Consider the following 18,151-nt stretch of genomic DNA (forward strand, 5'->3'; position numbering starts at 1 on the left):
CGTTCGCGCGTCTGGGGCTCCGAGCGCAGGCGAGGATGCCTGGGCGAGGCGGTCGCCGGTGCGCGAGGTGGGGACACTGTGCGTTGAGGGGCCGGCGCTTGCGCCCTCTGCGTGAACGGCGGCCGTCGTCTACATTAATGAGGCGTTAAGAGATGACGGGCGCCCCTCGATCACGGGTCGAGAGGTGCCCCGAACCGGCCCGGCAGACCCGGGACACTAAAGGCGGAAACAGGGGTGTGACCATGAATGCGGCAACCAGAGAGCGGGACAAGACTGCTGCGCCCAGTGTCAGGATCACCATCCGGTCAGTGGGTATGGACAAGCCACGTGCCTGGCTGGCGGCGGGCTTCGAGGACTTTCGCCAGGCCACCGCGGTCAGTCTTGCCTACGGCATGTTCTGGGTGGGGCTGAGTATCGCCGTCACCGCCGGGGCCTTCACGCTGGGACTGTGGCACTGGCTGCTGCCGCTGATCGCCGGGTTCATGTTCCTCGGGCCGCTGGTGGCCGTGGGCTCCTACGGCATCAGCCGGGCGATCGAGGCGGGGCGCGTCCCCAACCTCGGTGACGCCTTCGGCGGCTGGAAGGGCCACGCCGGCCAGCTGGCGATGATGGGCGTGATGATGATGATCTTCTTTCTCGCCTGGATCCGCCTGGCCACGCTGCTGTTTGCGCTCTTCTTCGGCCTCGAGGCGCCCAATCCCGAGACGCTCTACGCTTCGCTGCTGACCACCATCGACGGCGTGACCATGCTGGCGGTCGGCACCGCGATCGGTGCCGTGCTGGCCTTCGGCGCCTTCACCATCAGCGTCGTGGCGATCCCCACCCTGATGGATCAGGACCTCACCTTCATGGAGGGCATCGAGGCCAGCATCCGGTCGGTGGCCAAGAACTTCCGTCCGATGCTGCTGTGGGCGGCCATCCTCACCGGCTGCGTGCTGGTCGGGGTCATGACCTTCTACATCGGCCTGGCGTTGATCCTGCCGGTGCTGGGCCACGCCAGCTGGCACGCCTATGAGGACCTGGTGCGCATCGAGCCGGTCGAGAAGCTGGAAAGCTGAGGCGACCCCGTCGCCGGCATCGCATCGAGGCAAGAACCGCGGGGCGCCCTGGCGCCCCGCGGGCTTTTCGGCCGTCAGCGGCCTGACCTCGGGCGCCGAGTGACGTACTCTAGGGCCGCTCTCTTGTCTCAGGAATCCCGTTCATGTCGACCGGATGCATCGCTCGTCTGCTGACGCCGCTGCTGTGGCTGCTGATCGCGCTCCCCCACGCCCAGGCCCACCCCCGTGACGAGGCCCATCCCCCCGCCCAGGCCCGGCCGGCGCCGCTGCCCGAGCCCACCGGCCGGGTGCTGCTGACCCTCGACGGCGACATCGCCCGTGCCAACGTGGGCGACGAGGCCCACTTCGATCGCGCCATGCTCGAGGCCCTGCCGTCGCGGGTGATCGAGACCCACACGCCCTGGCACAGCGACAAGGGGCGCTTCGAGGGTCCCCTGGTCCGGGCCGTGCTCGAGGCCGCCGGGGCCGACGGCGACAGCCTGCGCATCCGGGCCCTCAACGGTTTCGAGGCGCGGGCCCCGCGGTCCGACTTCTACGACCACGACGTTATCCTCGCCATGTCGCGGGACGGTGAGCCCCTGGGGATCCGTGACTACGGCCCGCTGTTCGTCGTCTATCCCTTCGATGCGCACCCCGAGCTTCTCACCGAGGCGATACGCTTCCGCTCGGTCTGGCACGTCAAACGGATCATCGTGCCCTGAGGGGCCTCGGGCGAGGAGGCCTGATGCTGCACTATCCCCTGCGCCTGAAGCTGGGCGCCATCGCCGCGCTGCTGTTCTTCGCCGCCGCCCTGGTCGTGGTCGGGCTGGTCGCCTGGCGCCAGCACACGCTGGCCGCGAGCGTGGGCGGCAATGCCGCCTGGCACGCCTACAAGCTCGATCGCGACACGGTGGAGCTGCGCAGCTTCCTGGCGCGTCCCGACCCGGCGGCCGAGAGTCCGCTGCTGGCCCTGCGCATCCGCCTGGAGTTGCTCTACAGCCGCCTCAACCTGCTGAAGGAGGGCGACATCACCCAGCTGCTGGCCAAGATTGATATCGCCGACGAGCTGGTGGGGCAGGTCGAGTCGCACCTCGATGCCATGGACGCCCAGCTTCGCCGCCTGGACCGGCTCGATGCCGATGCCCGCAGCCATCTCATCTCGCGGCTGGGCATCCTGGGCGGCGTCACCGAGCGCTTGATCATCGCCATCAACGGTCACCTGGCCGAGGCCACCACCGAGGAACGGCGGGCGCTGCAGACCCTCTACGTCGTGCTGCTGCTGCTGATCCTGGCGATGAGCCTGGCGGCCCTGCTGGTGGTGGTCTTCCTGTTCCGGGAGTCCCGCGACAACGCCGCCGCCCGACGCGAGCTGGAGACCCTGAGCCGCGAGCTGGAGGTCACCGCGCAGCGCGCCGAGTCGTCGAGCCGGGCCAAGTCGGAGTTCCTGGCGACCGTCAGCCACGAGATCCGGACCCCGCTCAACGGCGTGATCGGCATGAGCGACCTGCTGCAGGACCAGCCGCTGCCCGTGAAGGCGCGCCACTTCGCCGACACCATCCATGACAGCGCCCAGCGGCTGCTCGAGCTGATCAACGACATCCTGGATTTCTCCAAGATCGAGGCCCAGCGCCTGGAGTTCGAGGAGCGCCCCTTCGACCTGGCCGAGCTGATCGAGGGCGCGGTGGCGCTCTTCGCGCCACGGGCCGAGGCCCGGGGGCTGCGCCTGGCGTGCGAGCTGGACCCGCGGCTGCCGGCGCGGGTGGTCGGCGATGCCGGCCGCCTGCGCCAGGTGCTGCTCAACCTGCTCTCCAACGCCATCAAGTTCACCGAGCAGGGCGAGGTGCGCCTGGAGGTGCGCGCCCTGGACGAGGGGCCGGTGCGCTTCGAGGTCGTCGATACGGGGATCGGCATTGCCCCCGAGAGCCAGCGTCAGCTGTTCGAGCCCTTCCAGCAGGGCGATCCCTCCACCGCGCGCCGCTTCGGCGGCACCGGCCTTGGGCTCGTGATCAGCCAGCGCCTGGTCGAGGCGCAGGGCGGGCGGCTCGCCTTCGAGAGCGAGCCGGGCCGGGGCAGTCGCTTCTGGTTCGAGTTGACGCTACCCGAGGCCACGGCCGATGAGCTCGCGATCGATACGACGCAAGCCGTCTCCGAGGGGGGGCTGGCCGACGCCCGGCTGCTGGTGGTCGAGGATGATCCGGTCAATCAGCAGGTGGCCCGTGCCATGCTCGAACGCCTGGGCTGTCGGGTCAGCGTCGCCGAAGACGCCGACGTGGCGCTCGCCTGGGCGGCCCGTGAGCGCTTCGACCTGATCTTCATGGACGTGCAACTGCCCGGCATGGACGGCCTGGAGGCGACGCGGCGGCTGCGCGCCCGCGGCGGCTGGTTGGCCGAGGTGCCGGTCGTGGCGATGACCGCCGGGGGGCCGAGCGGGGATCAGGCACGCTGCCTGGCCGCCGGCATGAACGGCTACCTGACCAAGCCGCTCTTCCAGCAGGCCCTGGTGGCGCTGCTGCATCGGCACCTGACGCGCGTCGAGCCGACGCCGGTGGACGACGCCACGCCCCGCGAGGCGCCGCTCGAGACGGCGACCCTGTCGTCGCTGGAGGAGAACCTGGGATCACAGGGGCTCGCGGCGCTGATCGCCCTCTACCGGCAGCAGGCGACGGAGCACCTGGCGGGCCTCGAGCGGGCCCTGGACGACGGGGTCGCCCGCCAGGTCGAATACCTCGCGCACCGGCTCAAGGGGGAGTCCTCGAGCCTGGGCGCAAGGCGGGTCGCCGACCTGGCCGGCCAGCTGGAGCGGCTCGGTGCCCAGGCACGGCTGGACGAGGTCGCCGCCCTCCTGGGCGCGCTGCATCGCGGCCTGGCCACGACGCTGGTGGCGCTGGAGGCCTGGTCGTCAGCCGAGGGAACCCGCGGCTAGGGCCGTGGCGGGGAGCCTGCCGCGTAGCTCCTCGAGGAGCCGGCACTCCTGGCGCTTGCTGTCGGCGAAGCGGGTGAGCAGGGCGTCGAGGCCCGCCAGCTGGCAGTGGCGGGCCATCAGCTCGCTGAACTGCAGCGAGTGCTGGGCGAAGGCCAGGGCGTAGCCCAGGGTCTGGGCGGCCATGGCATCGTCGCTGATGAACAGGTGCAGTCGGTACTGCTCCGCGATGGCCAGGCGCCGGGCCAGGGGCGCCGGCAGGCAGTAGCGCCGCTGCAGCCGTTCGGCGAGGGCCTCCAGGGCGCTCAGACGCTGCTCGCACTCGATGCCTAGCGTGGCCATCAGGCGACTGACGTGGGGGCGGGTCGGCAGGAAGCTCAGGGCCAGGCCGCGGTAGCGCTCCATCTCGCGGGATTCGTGGTCGTAGGTCAGTGACAGCGGCTGATCGGCGGGACTGGGACGGGCGTGCGTCTCGGGCGGGCAGGCAGGCATGGGCATCTCCGTTCTTGTCATCCGGGCCTCTTCCGGGCACCGTCCAGATAAGGTAGACGCAGGGGGACAGCTCCCTCCTTGATATTGGTCAATTTCGGTAGCGGATCAGCAGAAAGTACCAGGCCCCAGCCCCCCCCTGCCTCGTGATAAAGCCGCGCCCCGGGCCGGCAAACCTTCACCGGGGTCGCCATTGGATCTCGCCCGGTTGCGGGAACCGCCTAAGGACCCCACGCCCGGGGAGCGGGAGTTGCTCGCGGAGAACGCACGCCTACGGCGTATCACCACGGCGCTGATGGGAGTCCGCGAGCGTCGCGGGCGGTGCCCCCTATGCTGCCTTCGAGCATGCCGTACTGCTCGCGGAGCCGGTACGCGTGCGCAGCGAGACCCTGCAACAGACCTTGGCCGAGGCGGCCAACCTCTCAAAGACCCGCTTTCTGGTCGCGGTGAGCCATGACCTCATGCAGCCGCTGAATGCCGTCCGACTCTTGACCAGTGCCCTGGAGGATCACGACCTTGCAGAGCCCGGCTGGTGGGTCATGTCGGTCGTTCCCTCAAGGACGTGGAGTCGCAGCTCGGTACCCTGGTGGACCTCTCACGGCTCGATGCCGGCGGCTCGCCGTCGATCATCACCTCGCGCAACTAACCCGAATCCACTTGGCACTGCACGCCAGGGACCATATCGAGCACCGGTTCGTAGCAGCGGTGTTGACGGCTGATTACGGTGCTCTTCACCTGCTGCACCTAGCGGCGCAGGGTGAGGCCGACCTTCTCGCGCAGCTTGCGGGCGACCTGGACGCCGCTCAGCCGAGGGAAGGTGCGCAGCAGGTAGACGAGACGATGCAGTGGCGCTGGGCGTCGAGCTTCTCCTCGCGCTCCCGGTTCGTCTGCGCCGCCTCGCTTGTGGCCATGTCCTGGCGCAGGTGCTTGCGGGCGATGTTGTGCGAGATCCCCAGCTCCTTGCCGATGGCACGGGTCGAAAGACCCTGCCCCTCATCGTAACGCTTTGATCTTATAAATCATTCCCCCGTTATTAACGTCTCCGTCCCGACCCTTGGCTGCGCCGACACTGTAGGTGGATGGTGGCAGTGCTGCCACCTCGGGGATGGGTCAGAAGCGTTGGCGAATACTGGTTTACTTTACTTGGCCATGAACACCACGTGACGACCGTTTCTTAAGTGCAGGTTAACAGACGCTTAAGACCAGCTGATTGATTAAAAAAGCACAGAGATGAAAATGGATAACGACCAAGACCAATAATACGACCTGAAAGTACCCCGGGCAAAACAAGAGATATCACCATGACTACCAATCTAACCCATGGGGCTAAACCGAGCCTCGCCGAGCGGGCCTGGAATATTCGTCATAAATCCTTGCGTATGGGCGCCGTTCAGAAGCAGGGGTATGTCGGTCAGGCTCTCGGTGTCTCCGATGTGCTGGCTGTCTCTTATTTCCATGCCATGACGTTCCGCCCGGAAGATCCGGAGTGGGAAGGTCGCGACCGCTTCCTGCTGTCCATCGGCCACTACGCCATTGCTCTGTACGCTGCTCTGCTGGAAGCCGAGATTCTGCCGGAGTATGAGCTTGAAACCTATGGCACCGACGACAGTCGCCTGCCCATGTCCGGCATGGCTTCCTATACGCCCGGCATGGAAATCACCGGTGGCTCCCTCGGCCACGGGCTTGGTATTGGCGTGGGTATGGCCCTGGGCCTGAAGCGTAAGCGGTCTGACTCGTTTGTTTACAACCTTATGTCCGATGGTGAGCTGAACGAAGGCTCGACATGGGAAGCGGCTATGTCTGCCGCCCACCACAAACTGAATAATCTGATCTGCCTGGTTGACTTTAACAACCAGCAGGCCGATGGCAAATCCACCGAAACACTGAGTTCCGAGCCCGTTGATGGCAAGTTTGAGGCGTTTGGTTGGTATACCCAGCGGGTCGACGGCAACGACATCGATGCGCTGGTCAAAGCGTTCAACAATGCCCGCCATTACGACGGCGCTAAGCCACGGGCCATTATCTGCGATACCAAAATGTGTAAGGGCGTTCCTTTCCTGGAGGCGCGTGAAATCACCCACTTTGTTCGCGTCGACGAGGAAGAGTGGGATCTGGCTCTGAGTGTGCTTGAAGAGGGAAAACCATCATGAGTATGAGCCGCCGTCAATCGAAGTGGATACCCCGCAAACCGGTAGACGCCAGTGAGCGCCAACTGACCTCGGCGATGATCGCCTCGTTGTCTGCCGAGGGCATGCCAACGGTGTCCGCTCCTTTCGGCCACAAGCTGGTGGAACTGGCCAAGCAACGCGAAGACATCGTGGGCCTCTCAGCCGATCTGGCCAAGTATACGGATCTACATGTATTCGCCGAGGCCTACCCGGACCGCTTCTACCAGATGGGCATGGCCGAACAGGTCTTCGTATCGGCTGCGGCCGGGCTGGCAAAAGAGGGTTTCACACCCTTTGCCACCACCTACGCCGTGTTCGCCTCCCGCCGCGCCTACGACTTTATTGCCATGGCCATTGCTGAGGACAACCTCAACGTCAAGATCTGCTGTGCCCTGCCTGGCCTTACCACGGGTTATGGGCCGAGCCACCAGGCGACAGAAGACCTGGCGATCTTCCGGGGTCTGCCCAACATAACCATCGTAGATCCATGTGACGCTCTGGACACCGAGCAGGCGGTGGAAGCCATCGCCGATCACAAGGGACCGGTCTACATGCGTCTACTGCGTGGCAAGGTGCCGTCGGTGTTGCAGGAAATCGAAGACTACAAATTCGAACTGGGTAAAGCCAAGTTGCTGCGCGATGGTGCCGACGTGCTGTTCATCTCATCCGGGTTCATGACCATGCGCACCCTAGAGGCGGCCGACACACTGGCTAAAGACGGTATCCAGGCGGGCATTCTGCACACGCCCACCATCAAGCCCCTGGATGTGGACACGATTCTTGAGCATTGCCGGAAGCCGGGCCGCCTGGTGGTCACGGCGGAAAACCACACCGTGATTGGCGGCCTCGGCGAAGCGGTGGCCGGCACTCTGCTGCGCAACTCGGTTACCCCGGCGTTCCGCCAGATTGCCCTACCGGACGAGTTCCTGGATGCCGGCGCGTTGCCGGTACTGCATGACCAGTATGGCATTTCCACGGACGCGATCATCCGGCAGACCAAGGCCTGGCTGGGCTGATCAGCGCGCGGTTAAACCATCCCGTTAACAATGCCAAAAGAGTGACAACATTATGAGTATTCTGAGCGGAAAATTTGCCGTGATTACCGGAGCAGCCTCCAAAAACGGTCTCGGTAAGGCCACTGCTAAACTGTTTGCCGAACACGGCGCCACCGTCGCCATCCTCGATCTGGACCAGGCGGCCGCCGAAGAAGCGGCCCGGGACCTGGGCGAGCAGCACGTTGGCCTGGCCTGCAACGTGACCAACAGGGACGCCTGTCATACCGCCATCCACACCCTGATTGACCGCTGGGGGCAGATCGACATTCTGGTCAACAACGCCGGCATCACCCAGCCCGTGCGCCTGCTTGACATCGAGCCCCAGAACTACGACGCCGTACTGGACGTGAACCTCCGTGGCACCCTGTACATGAGCCAAGCGGTTATCCCGCACATGCAGAAGCGCAAGAGCGGCTCTATCGTCAACATTTCTTCCGTCTCCGCCCAGCGCGGTGGCGGCGTGTTCGGCGGTCCCCATTACTCGGCGGCCAAGGCCGGTGTGCTGGGACTGACCAAGGCGACAGCAAGGGACTTCGCGCCGGACAACATCCGGGCCAATGCTGTATGCCCCGGCTTTATTGCCACCGACATCACCGCCGGCAAGATGACCGAGGAGATGAACGCCAAAGTCATGGCGGGCATCCCCATGGGGCGTGCGGGCAAGGCCGAAGAAGTCGCCGGTTGCTGTCTGTTCCTGGCCTCCGGCCTTTCCAGCTACGTGACGGGCTCCGAAGTTGATGTGAACGGAGGTTCCCTTATTCACTGAGTCAACCCAGGAGCGTCAGACGATTTGGTATTCCTCTGAAGGATGGTCAGGCCATCCCTTTATGGCCGGAGCAAGCCTCCGGCCTTTTTTCAAAGGACGACGATCATGGCAAGAATTGTTTTTCTGGACCGTGAAACCATCGGACCCACCGTCAATCTGCATCGCCCCCGAGCCGACCACGACTGGGTATGCTACGACGCCACCGCCGAAGATCAGGTTGTCCAGCGATTACAGGGCGCACAGGTCGCCATTACCAACAAGGTGCCACTGAGTCGTGCCACCCTGGAACAGTTGCCGGATCTTAGGTTCATCACCGTGGCGGCCACCGGTTACGACGTCATTGATACCCCGGCATGTGCCGAGCTGGGTATTACTGTCTCCAATGTTCGAGGCTATGCGGTGAACACCGTGCCCGAACATACCATGGCCCTGATCCTGGCGCTTCGCCGCGCTCTGGTCGGTTACCGTCAGGATGTGATTGATGGCCAATGGCAGGCGTCCGGTCAGTTCTGTTTCTTCAACCACCCGATCCGCGATCTGCGGGGCTCGAAGATCGGCATTATCGGTACCGGCACATTGGGGGCGAGTGTGGCCCGGCTGGCGGAAGCGTTCGGCATGATACCCCTTTACGCCGGCCGCAAGGGCGAGCGTGTCAGCGATGCGTCTTATACTCCGTTCGATGAGGTTCTTGAAACGGCCGATATCATCACCCTGCATGCCCCGCTGACCGACACCACCCGGGACCTGATTGGCTTGCCGGAATTCCGGCAAATGAGGCGCAAGCCCCTGGTCATCAATACCGGACGGGGCGGTCTGGTGAATGAGGCGGATCTGGTGACGGCCCTGGACGAAGGACTGATTGCCGGTGCTGGCTTCGATGTCCTGACCAAAGAGCCGCCAGCGGTTGACAACCCCCTGCTGAGCATCCTGGATCGCCCCAATGTCATTCTGACACCGCACGTTGCCTGGGCTAGCGAGGAGGCCATGCAGTCCCTCTGGCAACAGGTTGTGGACAGTATTGATGCCTTTCTGGGGGATGAACCGGTTCGCACGGTGGTTCATGCCAAACGTCGTGACCTCGTCTGAGCGGCTCTGTATGAAAATTCTGATTGCCCCGGATTCATTCAAGGAAAGCCTCACTGCCCGACAGGCAGCCAGGGCTATTGCCGATGGCTTCCGGGCGGTTGTGCCGTCGGCCGACCTGGTGGAACTGCCGGCAGGCGATGGCGGAGAGGGAACCGCCGAGGCCTTGGTCTCCGCCCGTGCTGGCGAATGGTTCAGTGAAACCGCCACCGGCCCACTGGGAGAACCGGTCCAGGCCAGGTGGGCCATGCTGGAGGATGGCTGCACGGCCATCATTGAGTGCGCGGCGGCCTCGGGGCTGTGTCTGGTGCCCTTGCAGGCACGGGATGCCTCACGGACCACCACGCGGGGCACCGGCGAACTCATCACCAAAGCGCTTGATCGGGGCGCCCGGCAATTTGTTATCGCCCTCGGTGGCAGTGCCACCAACGATGCCGGGGCAGGCATGCTCCAGGCCCTGGGCGCCCGATTCCTTGACGCTGATGGCCAGGAGCTGCCACCGGGCGGCGCCGCCCTTGCCAATGTCTGGCGCATCGATCTTGACGCGCTTGACCCCAGGCTGGCCAAGGCCCAGTTCCGGGTTGCCTGTGACGTTGATAACCCGCTGATTGGCGAACACGGGGCGTCCGTCATCTTCGGACCCCAGAAAGGTGCCGATCCAGCGACGGTGCGCCATCTGGACCGCTGTCTGGAACGATTTGCCGAGGTGGCGTTTAACACCACTGGCCGGCGAGTTGTCGATCTGCCGGGCGCCGGGGCCGCCGGCGGACTGGGGGCGGCTTTCCTGGGCTTCTTCAATGCCGAGTTGCGCCCGGGTATAGACATTGTGCTCGATACGCTGGAATTCGACCGACACCTCGAAGGCGCTGATCTGGTGATTACTGGGGAAGGCTGCCTGGATGGCCAGACGATGCGGGGCAAGACGCCGGTCGGTGTCAGTCGGCGGGCAAAGGCGGCCGGCGTTCCGGTACTGGCTCTTGCCGGTGCCGTCAACGAAGGCGCTGAGGCCTTGTTTGACCAGGGCATCGTGGCGGTCCATGGCATTGTCCGCCGCGCCACCACGTTGCCAGAAGCCCTGGTGCACGCCGAAGAGAATCTACGATTCGCCGCTCGCAATGTTGCGGCGACCTGGTACACCGGAAAAGAATAATAAGCGATGAACAACACCGATTCCCAAAGCTTAGCCAATGCCATCCGATTTCTTTCAATTGATGCCATCGTAAAGGCCCAGGAGGGCCACCAGGGCGTGCCGCTAGGCATGGCAGAAATTGCCACCGCCCTGTTTACCCGGCACCTGAAATTCAACCCCGCCGACCCGCACTGGCCGGATCGGGATCGGGTTGTGCTGTCCAACGGGCATGGCTCGATGCTGTTGTATTCGCTGTTGTATCTTACCGGTTACGAAAAGATCGGGCTGGATCAGATCAAGACCTTCCGGGAACTGGGGTCCCATTGCGCCGGCCATCCCGAGATCGATGTCGACAGCGGTATTGAAGTAACCACCGGGCCGCTTGGCCAGGGGATCTGCAATGCCCTGGGCATGGCCGTCACGGAAGCTTCGCTGGGCGCACGGTTTGGCAAGGACCTTGTTGATCATCACACCTACGCCTTTGTTGGCGATGGCTGCCTGCAGGAAGGCATGGGCCAGGAAATGATTTCGCTGGCAGGCCACCTGCAACTGGGTAAGCTGATCCTGTTCTGGGACGACAACCGGATGACCGACGATGGCGATACCCGTCTCGCCATCAGTGAGAACGTGGCGGATCGGTTTCGGGCGGCGCACTGGCACGTTATCGAACTGGACGGGCACGACCTTGAGGCCGTCTCTGACGCCATCGCCGAGGCGAAGAAGGATCCGAGGCCCTCGATGCTGGCCTGCCGCACCGTGATTGGTTGCGGTGTACCACGGGTTCAGGGTACCCGTGGCGGCCACAGTGCCCGGCTGTCTTCCGAGGATTCGCGGGCGGCCCGGGAACTCCTCGGCTGGTCCCACGCCCCGTTTTCCATCCCCGATGACATACTGGCCTGCTGGCGGGCAGCGGGCCGTCGAAGCGAAGACGAGTACGCCACCTGGCAACAACGGCTGGACGCCATGCCCGTAGGACAGCGTGCATACTTCGACCGGATTCTGGCCGGTGACCTGCCCCAGGGGTGGGAGAAGGTCCTGCACTATTACAAACAGCGGGTGGTGAACGAGAACACGCCCAGGCCAGGAATCAGTGCCTCGGCGGAGATCAACGACCTGCTGGTGGACGTGCTGCCTGAACGGCTGGTGGCCTGTGCCGACCTTGAAGCGCCCACCTCCCACAAACGAAGTCTGAGCGCCTTCTCTGCCGCTGACCGCTCCGGTTCCTATATCCACTGTGGCGTGCGTGAGCACATGATGGGCGCCTTGGCCAACGGCATCGCCGCCCATGGCGGAGCGATCCCGTTGTCGGTGACCTACCTGGCGTTTTCCGATTACCAGCGAGGGGCCATGCGGATGTCTGCATTGATGGGGCTTCCGGTCAATTACGTCTTCAGTCACGATTCCATCGGCGTTGGGAAAAACGGGCCGACTCACCAGCCGGTTGAGATCCTGGCCTCGTTACGTGCCATGCCTAATATGCGGGTGTTCCGACCCGCTGATGCCGTGGAAGCCGCCGAGTGCTGGCAACTGGCCCTGGAGCACAAGTCGGGCCCTAATACCCTGGTGTTTGCTAAGCAGGATCTTCCAATAGTCAGGCACGCCGACTTGGAGGCAAACTACTCCAGCCGCGGTGCCTATATCCTGGCGGAAGCCAGCGACGGAGCGCGCGCCGTCACATTGCTGGCCACTGGTTCAGAAGTTGCGATCGCCGTGGCTGCCAGGGAAGAACTACAGCGCCAGGGCCTGCCCACGGCTGTCGTGTCCATGCCCTGCTGGGAGCTCTTTGATCAACAGGACGAGGCCTACCGTTCTCGGGTGCTAGGGGAAGGCACGATCCGAGTTGGCATAGAAGCAGCTTTGCGGTTCGGGTGGGATCGTTACCTTGGTGATGGAGGGTTCGTGGGTATGACGGAGTTCGGAGCCTGTGGATCGGCGCAGACGCTTTATGAACACTTTAATATTACCGCTGCAGCTGTTGTGGAGGAGGTGAAACAGCGTTGGCGCGTCCATTGAGCTGGAAAGCCCCCTGCTTTCGGGATTCAGCAAGGGGCAATCTGTCAGGTGATCCGAAGGATCGGGTCGACTTCAACCATCACCCTCCACACCGATGGGTTCGGTGCCAATCACTTGCTCCAGTTCGCTCGCCAGCGTGCCCCAGGTACATGCCTATGGGCCATTGAGGGTTCAGGCAGCTATGGCAGCGGGTTGACCACCTTACTGCTGGAAAACGCCGAATGCGTCGCTGAGATCGATCGACCAAGGCGTCCGGTACGCCGCAACGGCGCCAAGAGCGATGAGCTCGACGCTACACTTGAGGCTCGTGAGGCGCTCAGTCGAGCCTAGCTGGCTCAGCCACGGCGTCGAGGGATACGCAAAGCTGTCCGTGTGCTGGTGCACATCCGCCATGCCGCTGTACAGGCCATGGGCTGGCCGGTGCCTCATCTCAAGGCGCTGGTAGTGACGCCGCCACGACATCAGCTGCATCTGCTGTACACCAATACGCTGATCGTCCGTAGTACGCGACCGCCCAGTAGAGCATCGAGCATAGCGGTACGGTCATGGCCCTTCGCGCTTCGACAAGGCGGATTCTGGCTCTGGAGGCCGAAGCCAATGACCTGGAAGCGCAGATCGAGCGATGGGTCAGGGAGAGGTCGCCGGAGCTGCTGGATGAGTCCGGCGTGGGCCCGCTGACGGCCGCCTGCGCTCGGAAACCGCACTTGCCATGCTGGCCGGTGTCGCCAATTCCCGCCTCGTCGGGCCAGGTGGTGAGGTATCGGCTCAACCGCCATGAGGACCGAGCGCTCACCTGTACCCTGTGCACTATCGTGCTCAATCGATACATCTACCCCAAGGAAACTCCCCAGTACATGGCCTGCCTTGTCCCCAAGGGAAAGAGCCATCGGTAAATCCGACGCTGCCTGAAACGATATCTGGCCAGACGCTTATCCAAAGTGCTCGATGGCCATGAAATGGCGGCTTGACAGACATAGCAGCATCCTGCCGATCGGCATCTGCTAGAAGGCCATCTAGGCCGGCTACCGGGTGCTGTGCCGTAACGCCCTGGACCTGGTCGAGGAACTGGAGCTCGCCGAGATGAAAGGCGAGCTGAAGAAGACGCTGCACAAGCTCGCCAAGGTCGACGCCCTGGTGAATGACGAACTGGCTACTTGCCGATGAGCCGTGAGGCGCGCTACCCCCTGTTGCAGTTGACCAACCGGTTCCACGAGCACCGGTCGCTGATCATCACCGCTAACAAGAACTTTACCAGCTGGGGGAGTTCTTCCACGACGATAACGTGGCGGTGCCGATCGTCGGCCGGATCATCCACCACTCGCACTTCTACCTGCAGGGGAGCGGGCTGCCGGCTGAAGCAGAAGACGCTCATCTGACTGTCACGAGGGGCACTTTTGTTGACCGCTGGTGGGTCACTTCTGATGGCCATTGACACGAGGGTTGGCGACCACCACGATTCAACACCACAACGACAACACTTGATTGGTGACGTTATGTCCCGGGATCCCAGCCTGAATGGCATGATCTATTTTGAGGCGGTTGCAAGACACGGACGTGTTGCCAGGGCGGCCGACGACCTCAAGGTGTCGCCTTCGGCCGTCAGTCAGCAGATCAAACTGCTGGAGGAAATGCTTGGCGTCAGCTTGTTTCGCCGGGATAAACGCCAACTCAGCCTGACCCTGGAAGGGGAACAGCTGTTTATGGCCGTCACCTCCGCCTTTGGGCTGTTGCGTGATGCCCGGCAGACCATTTCCCGGCGACAGGTCAGTCACCAGCTCATCGTTCGAATCATGCCGAGTTTTGCGGTTCGATGGCTGGGGCCTAGACTGGCGGAGTTTATCGCGCAGAATCCGGAGTGGGACCTCAGAATTGATGCCAGTCCCGATCCATCCAATTTCGACCGGGAGGTTGTCGACTTCGATATCCGCTACAGTCCAACTCCCTGGGATGGACTGCACTGCGAGGAGGTGTTATCTGACTACGTGTTACCCCTGTGCAGCCCGTCTTACCGTACCAGACTGCGCGAGGAATGCGGGCCGGATGACCGAGAGGTGCTGCAGAATGCACGGCTAATTGACAGCGTGAAAGCGGTTGTTCAATGGGATAACTGGCTGGCGGGTCACCGCATTGTTCGCTCTCCAAAGTCTGCCGCGCTGCGATTCGATCGGTCATCGATGGCCTTGCAACAGGCGGTTAATGACGTTGGTGTGGTGCTGGAATCAACCACGCTGGCCACACAGGAGTTGCTGGAAGGATCCCTGGTCCCCCTCGTGCCCGAACTCGGCGCAGTGAATTTCCCGGCATACTGGCTTGTCAGCCCAAGCCGTCACAGGAGTCGCAAACTGGTTCAGGTTTTCAGGAACTGGATCATTGACGAGGCGGAGAAGCATGAGAAGACGATCTCGGCTTTTCTACAAAGTCATGACATCGCAATCAACAACATCCCGGATGCCTTCAACAATATTTCGTTCCAGAAATAGAACCACGCCGCCTGAAGCGGCGTGATTCTGGCTGGTTCAGTAAATCGTTACCGCGGGTACATAACTGATCAGCGCAAGTACCGCGAGCGCTAACAGATAAAACGGAACCAATTCCTTCACGACACTGCCCACGGATGCCTTGGCGATCGTTGAGGAAATGTATAGCGTTGTACCAACCGGCGGCGTATAGAGGCCGATAGCTAGGTTGACCACCATGATCAGTCCAAGCTGAACAGGGTCCAGACCGATAGCGGCGGCAATTCCGGTAAACAACGGCCCGAGAAGCAGCACCGCCGCCGGTAAATCAAGAAACGTCCCCACCAGCAGCATGATCACATTCATGGCCAGAATGACCTGCCATGGCTCGGAAAGCGATCCGGTCACCCACGCAGCCAGTTCCTGGGGAATTTGCTCCATCGTCAGAATCCACTGGATGATGGAGGATGCCATGATAATAACCATGACTGCCCCGGTCATGACTCCGGTCTCAAGGATGGCACTTAAGATTCCCTTCCAGCTCATATCCCGATAGATAACCGAGCCGACCAGCAGGGCATAGGCAACCGCCATCACGCTCACCTCGGTGGGTGTGGCAATTCCGAAGCGCAACGTACCGATCACGAAGATTGGCATCAACAAAGCCGGAAAAGCATGCTTTAGCTCGGACTTCCACTTCTTCCAGCCACCCATGACCTCGGATGGCGGAAAGCCTCTCCGTACGGCGGCGAACCAGGTCAGCGCCAGCATACCTACGCCCAGCAGGACGCCCGGAAGAATACCGGCCACAAACAGGTCAATGATGGAGGTATTAGACACCAAGCCATACAAGATCAAGGGGATCGACGGTGGTATCAGCACCGAAACGGTGGACGACGAAGCGTTCACCGCCGCCGCAAATCCTGCCGGGTAACCTTCCTTTTTCTGTACCGGAATCAACGCATTTCCCAAGGCCGATGCATCCGCAACGGCAGAGCCTGACACCCCACCAAACATCACGGACCCCACCACGCTCACATGGCACATACCACCACGGAAACGGCCGACCAGGAGCTTGGCAAAATTCACCAGGTGTTCACCAAAGCGCCCGGACATCATCAGGCTTCCGGCAAGGATGAAAAACGGGATCGCCAGCATAGGGAAGCTTTGTGTGGGGGTGTAAAGCCGTTGTGCGATAACCGCAAGCGACTGACCCTCGAACATCAGGGCGATGCCGGACGCACCGATCATCGCGAACGCAACTGGCACCGACACCAGCAGCAGAATGGGAAAAACCCAAATTAGTAAAGATGCCATTGTTTATCCCCCCCGCCTCAGCTGTAATTCTTCGCTGTAGGGTCCTGGGCTAATGCCCGGTTGCCGGTGATGTATTCGATGGCTGAAAGCATGCCGAGCAGCGCGATCAAAGAAAACGCGTACACCAGACTTGAATAGCCATAGATCTGTGGGATGCCCGTTTCAGCGAGTCTGCTGTACTGAGACGCTTTGATGATCGGCATGGAGTAGTAAACCACGCCGACCGACACTACACTCACAAACAGACTTACGGCGACGGCCACAGCCCGCGCGAATCCCTCTGGCAACAGTCCCGGAATCAGGTCCACCTTGATATGGCGCTCTTGTGCAGACGCCATCACCATGCCGCCGGCCACGGTCCAGGGAAACAGGATCGCGGGGATCTCGTAAGCCCAGGTTATGCCGCTACCGAAAAAATATCGGAGAACCACGTTCAGTAGGATGGCCAGAAACATCGTCACTAGCGTGGTGACAACCACCGCCGCTCCCGACAGGTACATTATCTGTACCATCCGATCAGACAGCCCCTTTACGAAGCCAGAGCGATTACGCTCTGGCTTTGCCTGTTTTGGCAGGTTCACAGTAGACACCTCAAACGTAGTCATCACTGATCCGTCGCTTTTCTCAGATCAGCGATAAACGAGCCGAATTTCTCTTCATACTTCTCATACACCGGCGCTACGGCGTCGACAAAGGCAGCGTGATCGACTTCAGCGAACTTGCCACCCTCATTCTTGATCGTGGCTTTCAGGTTCTCGTTCAGAATATAGTTCCGCCCCCGCTGATACCAACCGGCATGCTCCGCCGCCTCGGTGATACAAGCCTGACGCTCTTCCGGAAGCGAATTCCACCAGCCCAGACCAGCGACTACGGGCGTGCTTTGATACTGGTGCCCCGTCTGAGAAATGAAGGGGGTGATTTCATGTAGATTCGCGGAGTAAATGTTGGTTAACGGGTTCTCCTGGCCATCGAAGGTGCCACTTTGCAACGCGGTTGGCAGCTCACTCCAGCCCAGCGGTGCCGGGTTGGAGCCCAGGGCCTTGAAGATATCGATCGCAACCTGATCCGGTGGGGTCCGGATTTGCATGCCTTGCAGGTCGGCGGGGGTTGTCACGAACTTGTTGACGTGAGTCACGTGGCGGAAGCCGTTATCCCAAAACGTCACAATCTTGAGCCCTGATTCCTGAGCCAGCTTGTCCAGTTTGTCGCCAATAGGCCCGTCCAGAACCTCCCAGACCTCCATCTCGTTATCAAACAGAAAAGGCAGCCCCAACATACCCACTTCAGGCACAATCTGGGCAAGCGTTCCCTGGGAGTTGGCGGTCATCTGTATAATGCCCGCCGTGGCGGATGTCAGCATCTCCGCGTCGTCGCCCATGGTGGCGGACGGCGCAACCTTGACGTTCGTATCCGGTGCGCAGGACGGCACGATCGCGGCAAACACCTCAGCGGCCTCGTAACGGGGATTACCCGGATTCGCGCCATGAGCAAAAGTGAGCTGTTCGGCTTGGGCACTGGTGCCGACGCAGGCGGTAACAATGGAAGCGGTGATTAGACTTTTGGTAAGAGATGTCATGGCGTACTCCTGAGAGCGATTGGGTTTGTTGTTTTCTCAAGTGCATGAATACCGTCGTCAGGTCAATGCTGATACGGCATCCTCGGAATCCATACTTGACTTTACTCGGGCCGTTTTCAATGAGGAGGTCTTAACGGAAAGG

Annotated in this window: 14 protein-coding genes and 1 pseudogene; 11 read left to right on the forward strand and 4 right to left on the reverse strand. The window is 62.1% G+C overall.

Features of this window, described 5'->3' with window-relative positions; genetic code table 11:
- The first annotated feature begins 242 nt into the window (after positions 1–242).
- From C9F13_RS07840 to C9F13_RS07850, 3 genes are all read left to right on the forward strand, one after another.
- Positions 243–1,058 (forward strand): DUF2189 domain-containing protein, encoded by an 816-nt coding sequence (locus C9F13_RS07840; RefSeq protein ID WP_108445985.1) that lies wholly within the window; start codon positions 243–245, stop codon positions 1,056–1,058.
- Between the two features lie 143 nt (positions 1,059–1,201).
- A complete protein-coding gene (locus C9F13_RS07845; protein ID WP_245888731.1) occupies positions 1,202–1,759 on the forward strand; it encodes a putative pterin-binding protein in 558 nt (185 codons plus the stop codon).
- Between the two features lie 23 nt (positions 1,760–1,782).
- Complete coding sequence (locus tag C9F13_RS07850) at positions 1,783–3,960, forward strand: ATP-binding protein (protein ID WP_108445681.1); 2,178 nt, start codon at positions 1,783–1,785, stop codon at positions 3,958–3,960.
- Here C9F13_RS07850 and C9F13_RS07855 read toward each other — a convergent pair.
- On the reverse strand, positions 3,937–4,449 hold the full coding sequence (locus C9F13_RS07855) for a hypothetical protein (protein ID WP_108445682.1): 513 nt from the start codon (positions 4,447–4,449) through the stop codon (positions 3,937–3,939). The two genes, C9F13_RS07850 and C9F13_RS07855, sit on opposite strands and share 24 nt — an antisense overlap.
- A 1,298-nt stretch (positions 4,450–5,747) precedes the next feature.
- Between C9F13_RS07855 and C9F13_RS07870 the strand changes: the two genes are divergently transcribed.
- From C9F13_RS07870 to C9F13_RS07915, 8 genes and pseudogenes are all read left to right on the forward strand, one after another.
- Positions 5,748–6,596 carry a transketolase gene (locus C9F13_RS07870; protein ID WP_108445684.1) on the forward strand — a complete coding sequence of 283 codons (849 nt, stop codon included), beginning with the start codon at positions 5,748–5,750 and terminating at the stop codon, positions 6,594–6,596.
- The gene (locus C9F13_RS07875) at positions 6,593–7,630 is read left to right on the forward strand and encodes a transketolase family protein (RefSeq protein WP_108445685.1); all 1,038 of its coding nucleotides are present in this window, start codon (positions 6,593–6,595) and stop codon (positions 7,628–7,630) included. The genes C9F13_RS07870 and C9F13_RS07875 overlap by 4 nt, the downstream gene beginning before the upstream one ends.
- A gap of 52 nt (positions 7,631–7,682) precedes the next feature.
- Entirely contained in the window at positions 7,683–8,435 is a 753-nt protein-coding gene (locus tag C9F13_RS07880; RefSeq protein ID WP_108445686.1) for an SDR family NAD(P)-dependent oxidoreductase, read from the forward strand.
- 105 nt (positions 8,436–8,540) lie between these two features.
- A complete protein-coding gene (locus tag C9F13_RS07885) occupies positions 8,541–9,521 on the forward strand; it encodes a D-2-hydroxyacid dehydrogenase (protein WP_108445687.1) in 981 nt (326 codons plus the stop codon).
- A 10-nt stretch (positions 9,522–9,531) separates the two neighbouring features.
- Positions 9,532–10,668, forward strand: coding sequence for a glycerate kinase (locus tag C9F13_RS07890; protein WP_108445688.1), 1,137 nt, complete (start codon positions 9,532–9,534; stop codon positions 10,666–10,668).
- A 6-nt stretch (positions 10,669–10,674) separates the two neighbouring features.
- Positions 10,675–12,660 (forward strand): transketolase, encoded by a 1,986-nt coding sequence (tkt, locus tag C9F13_RS07895; protein ID WP_108445689.1) that lies wholly within the window; start codon positions 10,675–10,677, stop codon positions 12,658–12,660.
- 1,029 nt (positions 12,661–13,689) lie between these two features.
- Positions 13,690–14,036, forward strand: a pseudogene (locus tag C9F13_RS17860) (ATP-binding protein).
- 45 nt (positions 14,037–14,081) lie between these two features.
- Positions 14,082–15,140 carry a LysR family transcriptional regulator gene (locus C9F13_RS07915; RefSeq protein WP_211310930.1) on the forward strand — a complete coding sequence of 353 codons (1,059 nt, stop codon included), beginning with the start codon at positions 14,082–14,084 and terminating at the stop codon, positions 15,138–15,140.
- A 36-nt stretch (positions 15,141–15,176) separates the two neighbouring features.
- Here C9F13_RS07915 and C9F13_RS07920 read toward each other — a convergent pair whose 3' ends face one another.
- From C9F13_RS07920 to C9F13_RS07930, 3 genes are read right to left on the reverse strand one after another with little or no spacing between them, the layout of a single operon-like run.
- The gene (locus C9F13_RS07920) at positions 15,177–16,433 is read right to left on the reverse strand and encodes a TRAP transporter large permease (RefSeq protein ID WP_108445693.1); all 1,257 of its coding nucleotides are present in this window, start codon (positions 16,431–16,433) and stop codon (positions 15,177–15,179) included.
- A gap of 17 nt (positions 16,434–16,450) precedes the next feature.
- Positions 16,451–17,038, reverse strand: coding sequence for a TRAP transporter small permease (locus tag C9F13_RS07925; protein WP_108445694.1), 588 nt, complete (start codon positions 17,036–17,038; stop codon positions 16,451–16,453).
- On the reverse strand, positions 17,038–18,009 hold the full coding sequence (locus C9F13_RS07930) for a TRAP transporter substrate-binding protein (RefSeq protein WP_108445695.1): 972 nt from the start codon (positions 18,007–18,009) through the stop codon (positions 17,038–17,040). Before C9F13_RS07930 ends, C9F13_RS07925 begins: the two co-directional genes overlap by 1 nt.
- Between the last annotated feature and the right edge of the window lie 142 nt (positions 18,010–18,151).

Origin of the sequence: Halomonas denitrificans, from assembly GCF_003056305.1 — a bacterium.
GTDB lineage: Bacteria > Pseudomonadota > Gammaproteobacteria > Pseudomonadales > Halomonadaceae > Halomonas > Halomonas denitrificans.

Excerpts from the sequence above, each read along its gene's own strand:
- C9F13_RS07840 (WP_108445985.1), top strand. The coding sequence starts at position 243 with ATGAATGCGGCAACCAGAGAGCGGGACAAGACTGCTGCGCCCAGTGTC.
- C9F13_RS07845 (WP_245888731.1), top strand. The coding sequence starts at position 1,202 with ATGTCGACCGGATGCATCGCTCGTCTGCTGACGCCGCTGCTGTGGCTG.
- C9F13_RS07850 (WP_108445681.1), top strand. The coding sequence starts at position 1,783 with ATGCTGCACTATCCCCTGCGCCTGAAGCTGGGCGCCATCGCCGCGCTG.
- C9F13_RS07855 (WP_108445682.1), bottom strand. The coding sequence starts at position 4,449 with ATGCCTGCCTGCCCGCCCGAGACGCACGCCCGTCCCAGTCCCGCCGAT.
- C9F13_RS07870 (WP_108445684.1), top strand. The coding sequence starts at position 5,748 with ATGACTACCAATCTAACCCATGGGGCTAAACCGAGCCTCGCCGAGCGG.
- C9F13_RS07875 (WP_108445685.1), top strand. The coding sequence starts at position 6,593 with ATGAGTATGAGCCGCCGTCAATCGAAGTGGATACCCCGCAAACCGGTA.
- C9F13_RS07880 (WP_108445686.1), top strand. The coding sequence starts at position 7,683 with ATGAGTATTCTGAGCGGAAAATTTGCCGTGATTACCGGAGCAGCCTCC.
- C9F13_RS07885 (WP_108445687.1), top strand. The coding sequence starts at position 8,541 with ATGGCAAGAATTGTTTTTCTGGACCGTGAAACCATCGGACCCACCGTC.
- C9F13_RS07890 (WP_108445688.1), top strand. The coding sequence starts at position 9,532 with ATGAAAATTCTGATTGCCCCGGATTCATTCAAGGAAAGCCTCACTGCC.
- tkt (WP_108445689.1), top strand. The coding sequence starts at position 10,675 with ATGAACAACACCGATTCCCAAAGCTTAGCCAATGCCATCCGATTTCTT.
- C9F13_RS07915 (WP_211310930.1), top strand. The coding sequence starts at position 14,082 with ATGGCCATTGACACGAGGGTTGGCGACCACCACGATTCAACACCACAA.
- C9F13_RS07920 (WP_108445693.1), bottom strand. The coding sequence starts at position 16,433 with ATGGCATCTTTACTAATTTGGGTTTTTCCCATTCTGCTGCTGGTGTCG.
- C9F13_RS07925 (WP_108445694.1), bottom strand. The coding sequence starts at position 17,038 with ATGACTACGTTTGAGGTGTCTACTGTGAACCTGCCAAAACAGGCAAAG.
- C9F13_RS07930 (WP_108445695.1), bottom strand. The coding sequence starts at position 18,009 with ATGACATCTCTTACCAAAAGTCTAATCACCGCTTCCATTGTTACCGCC.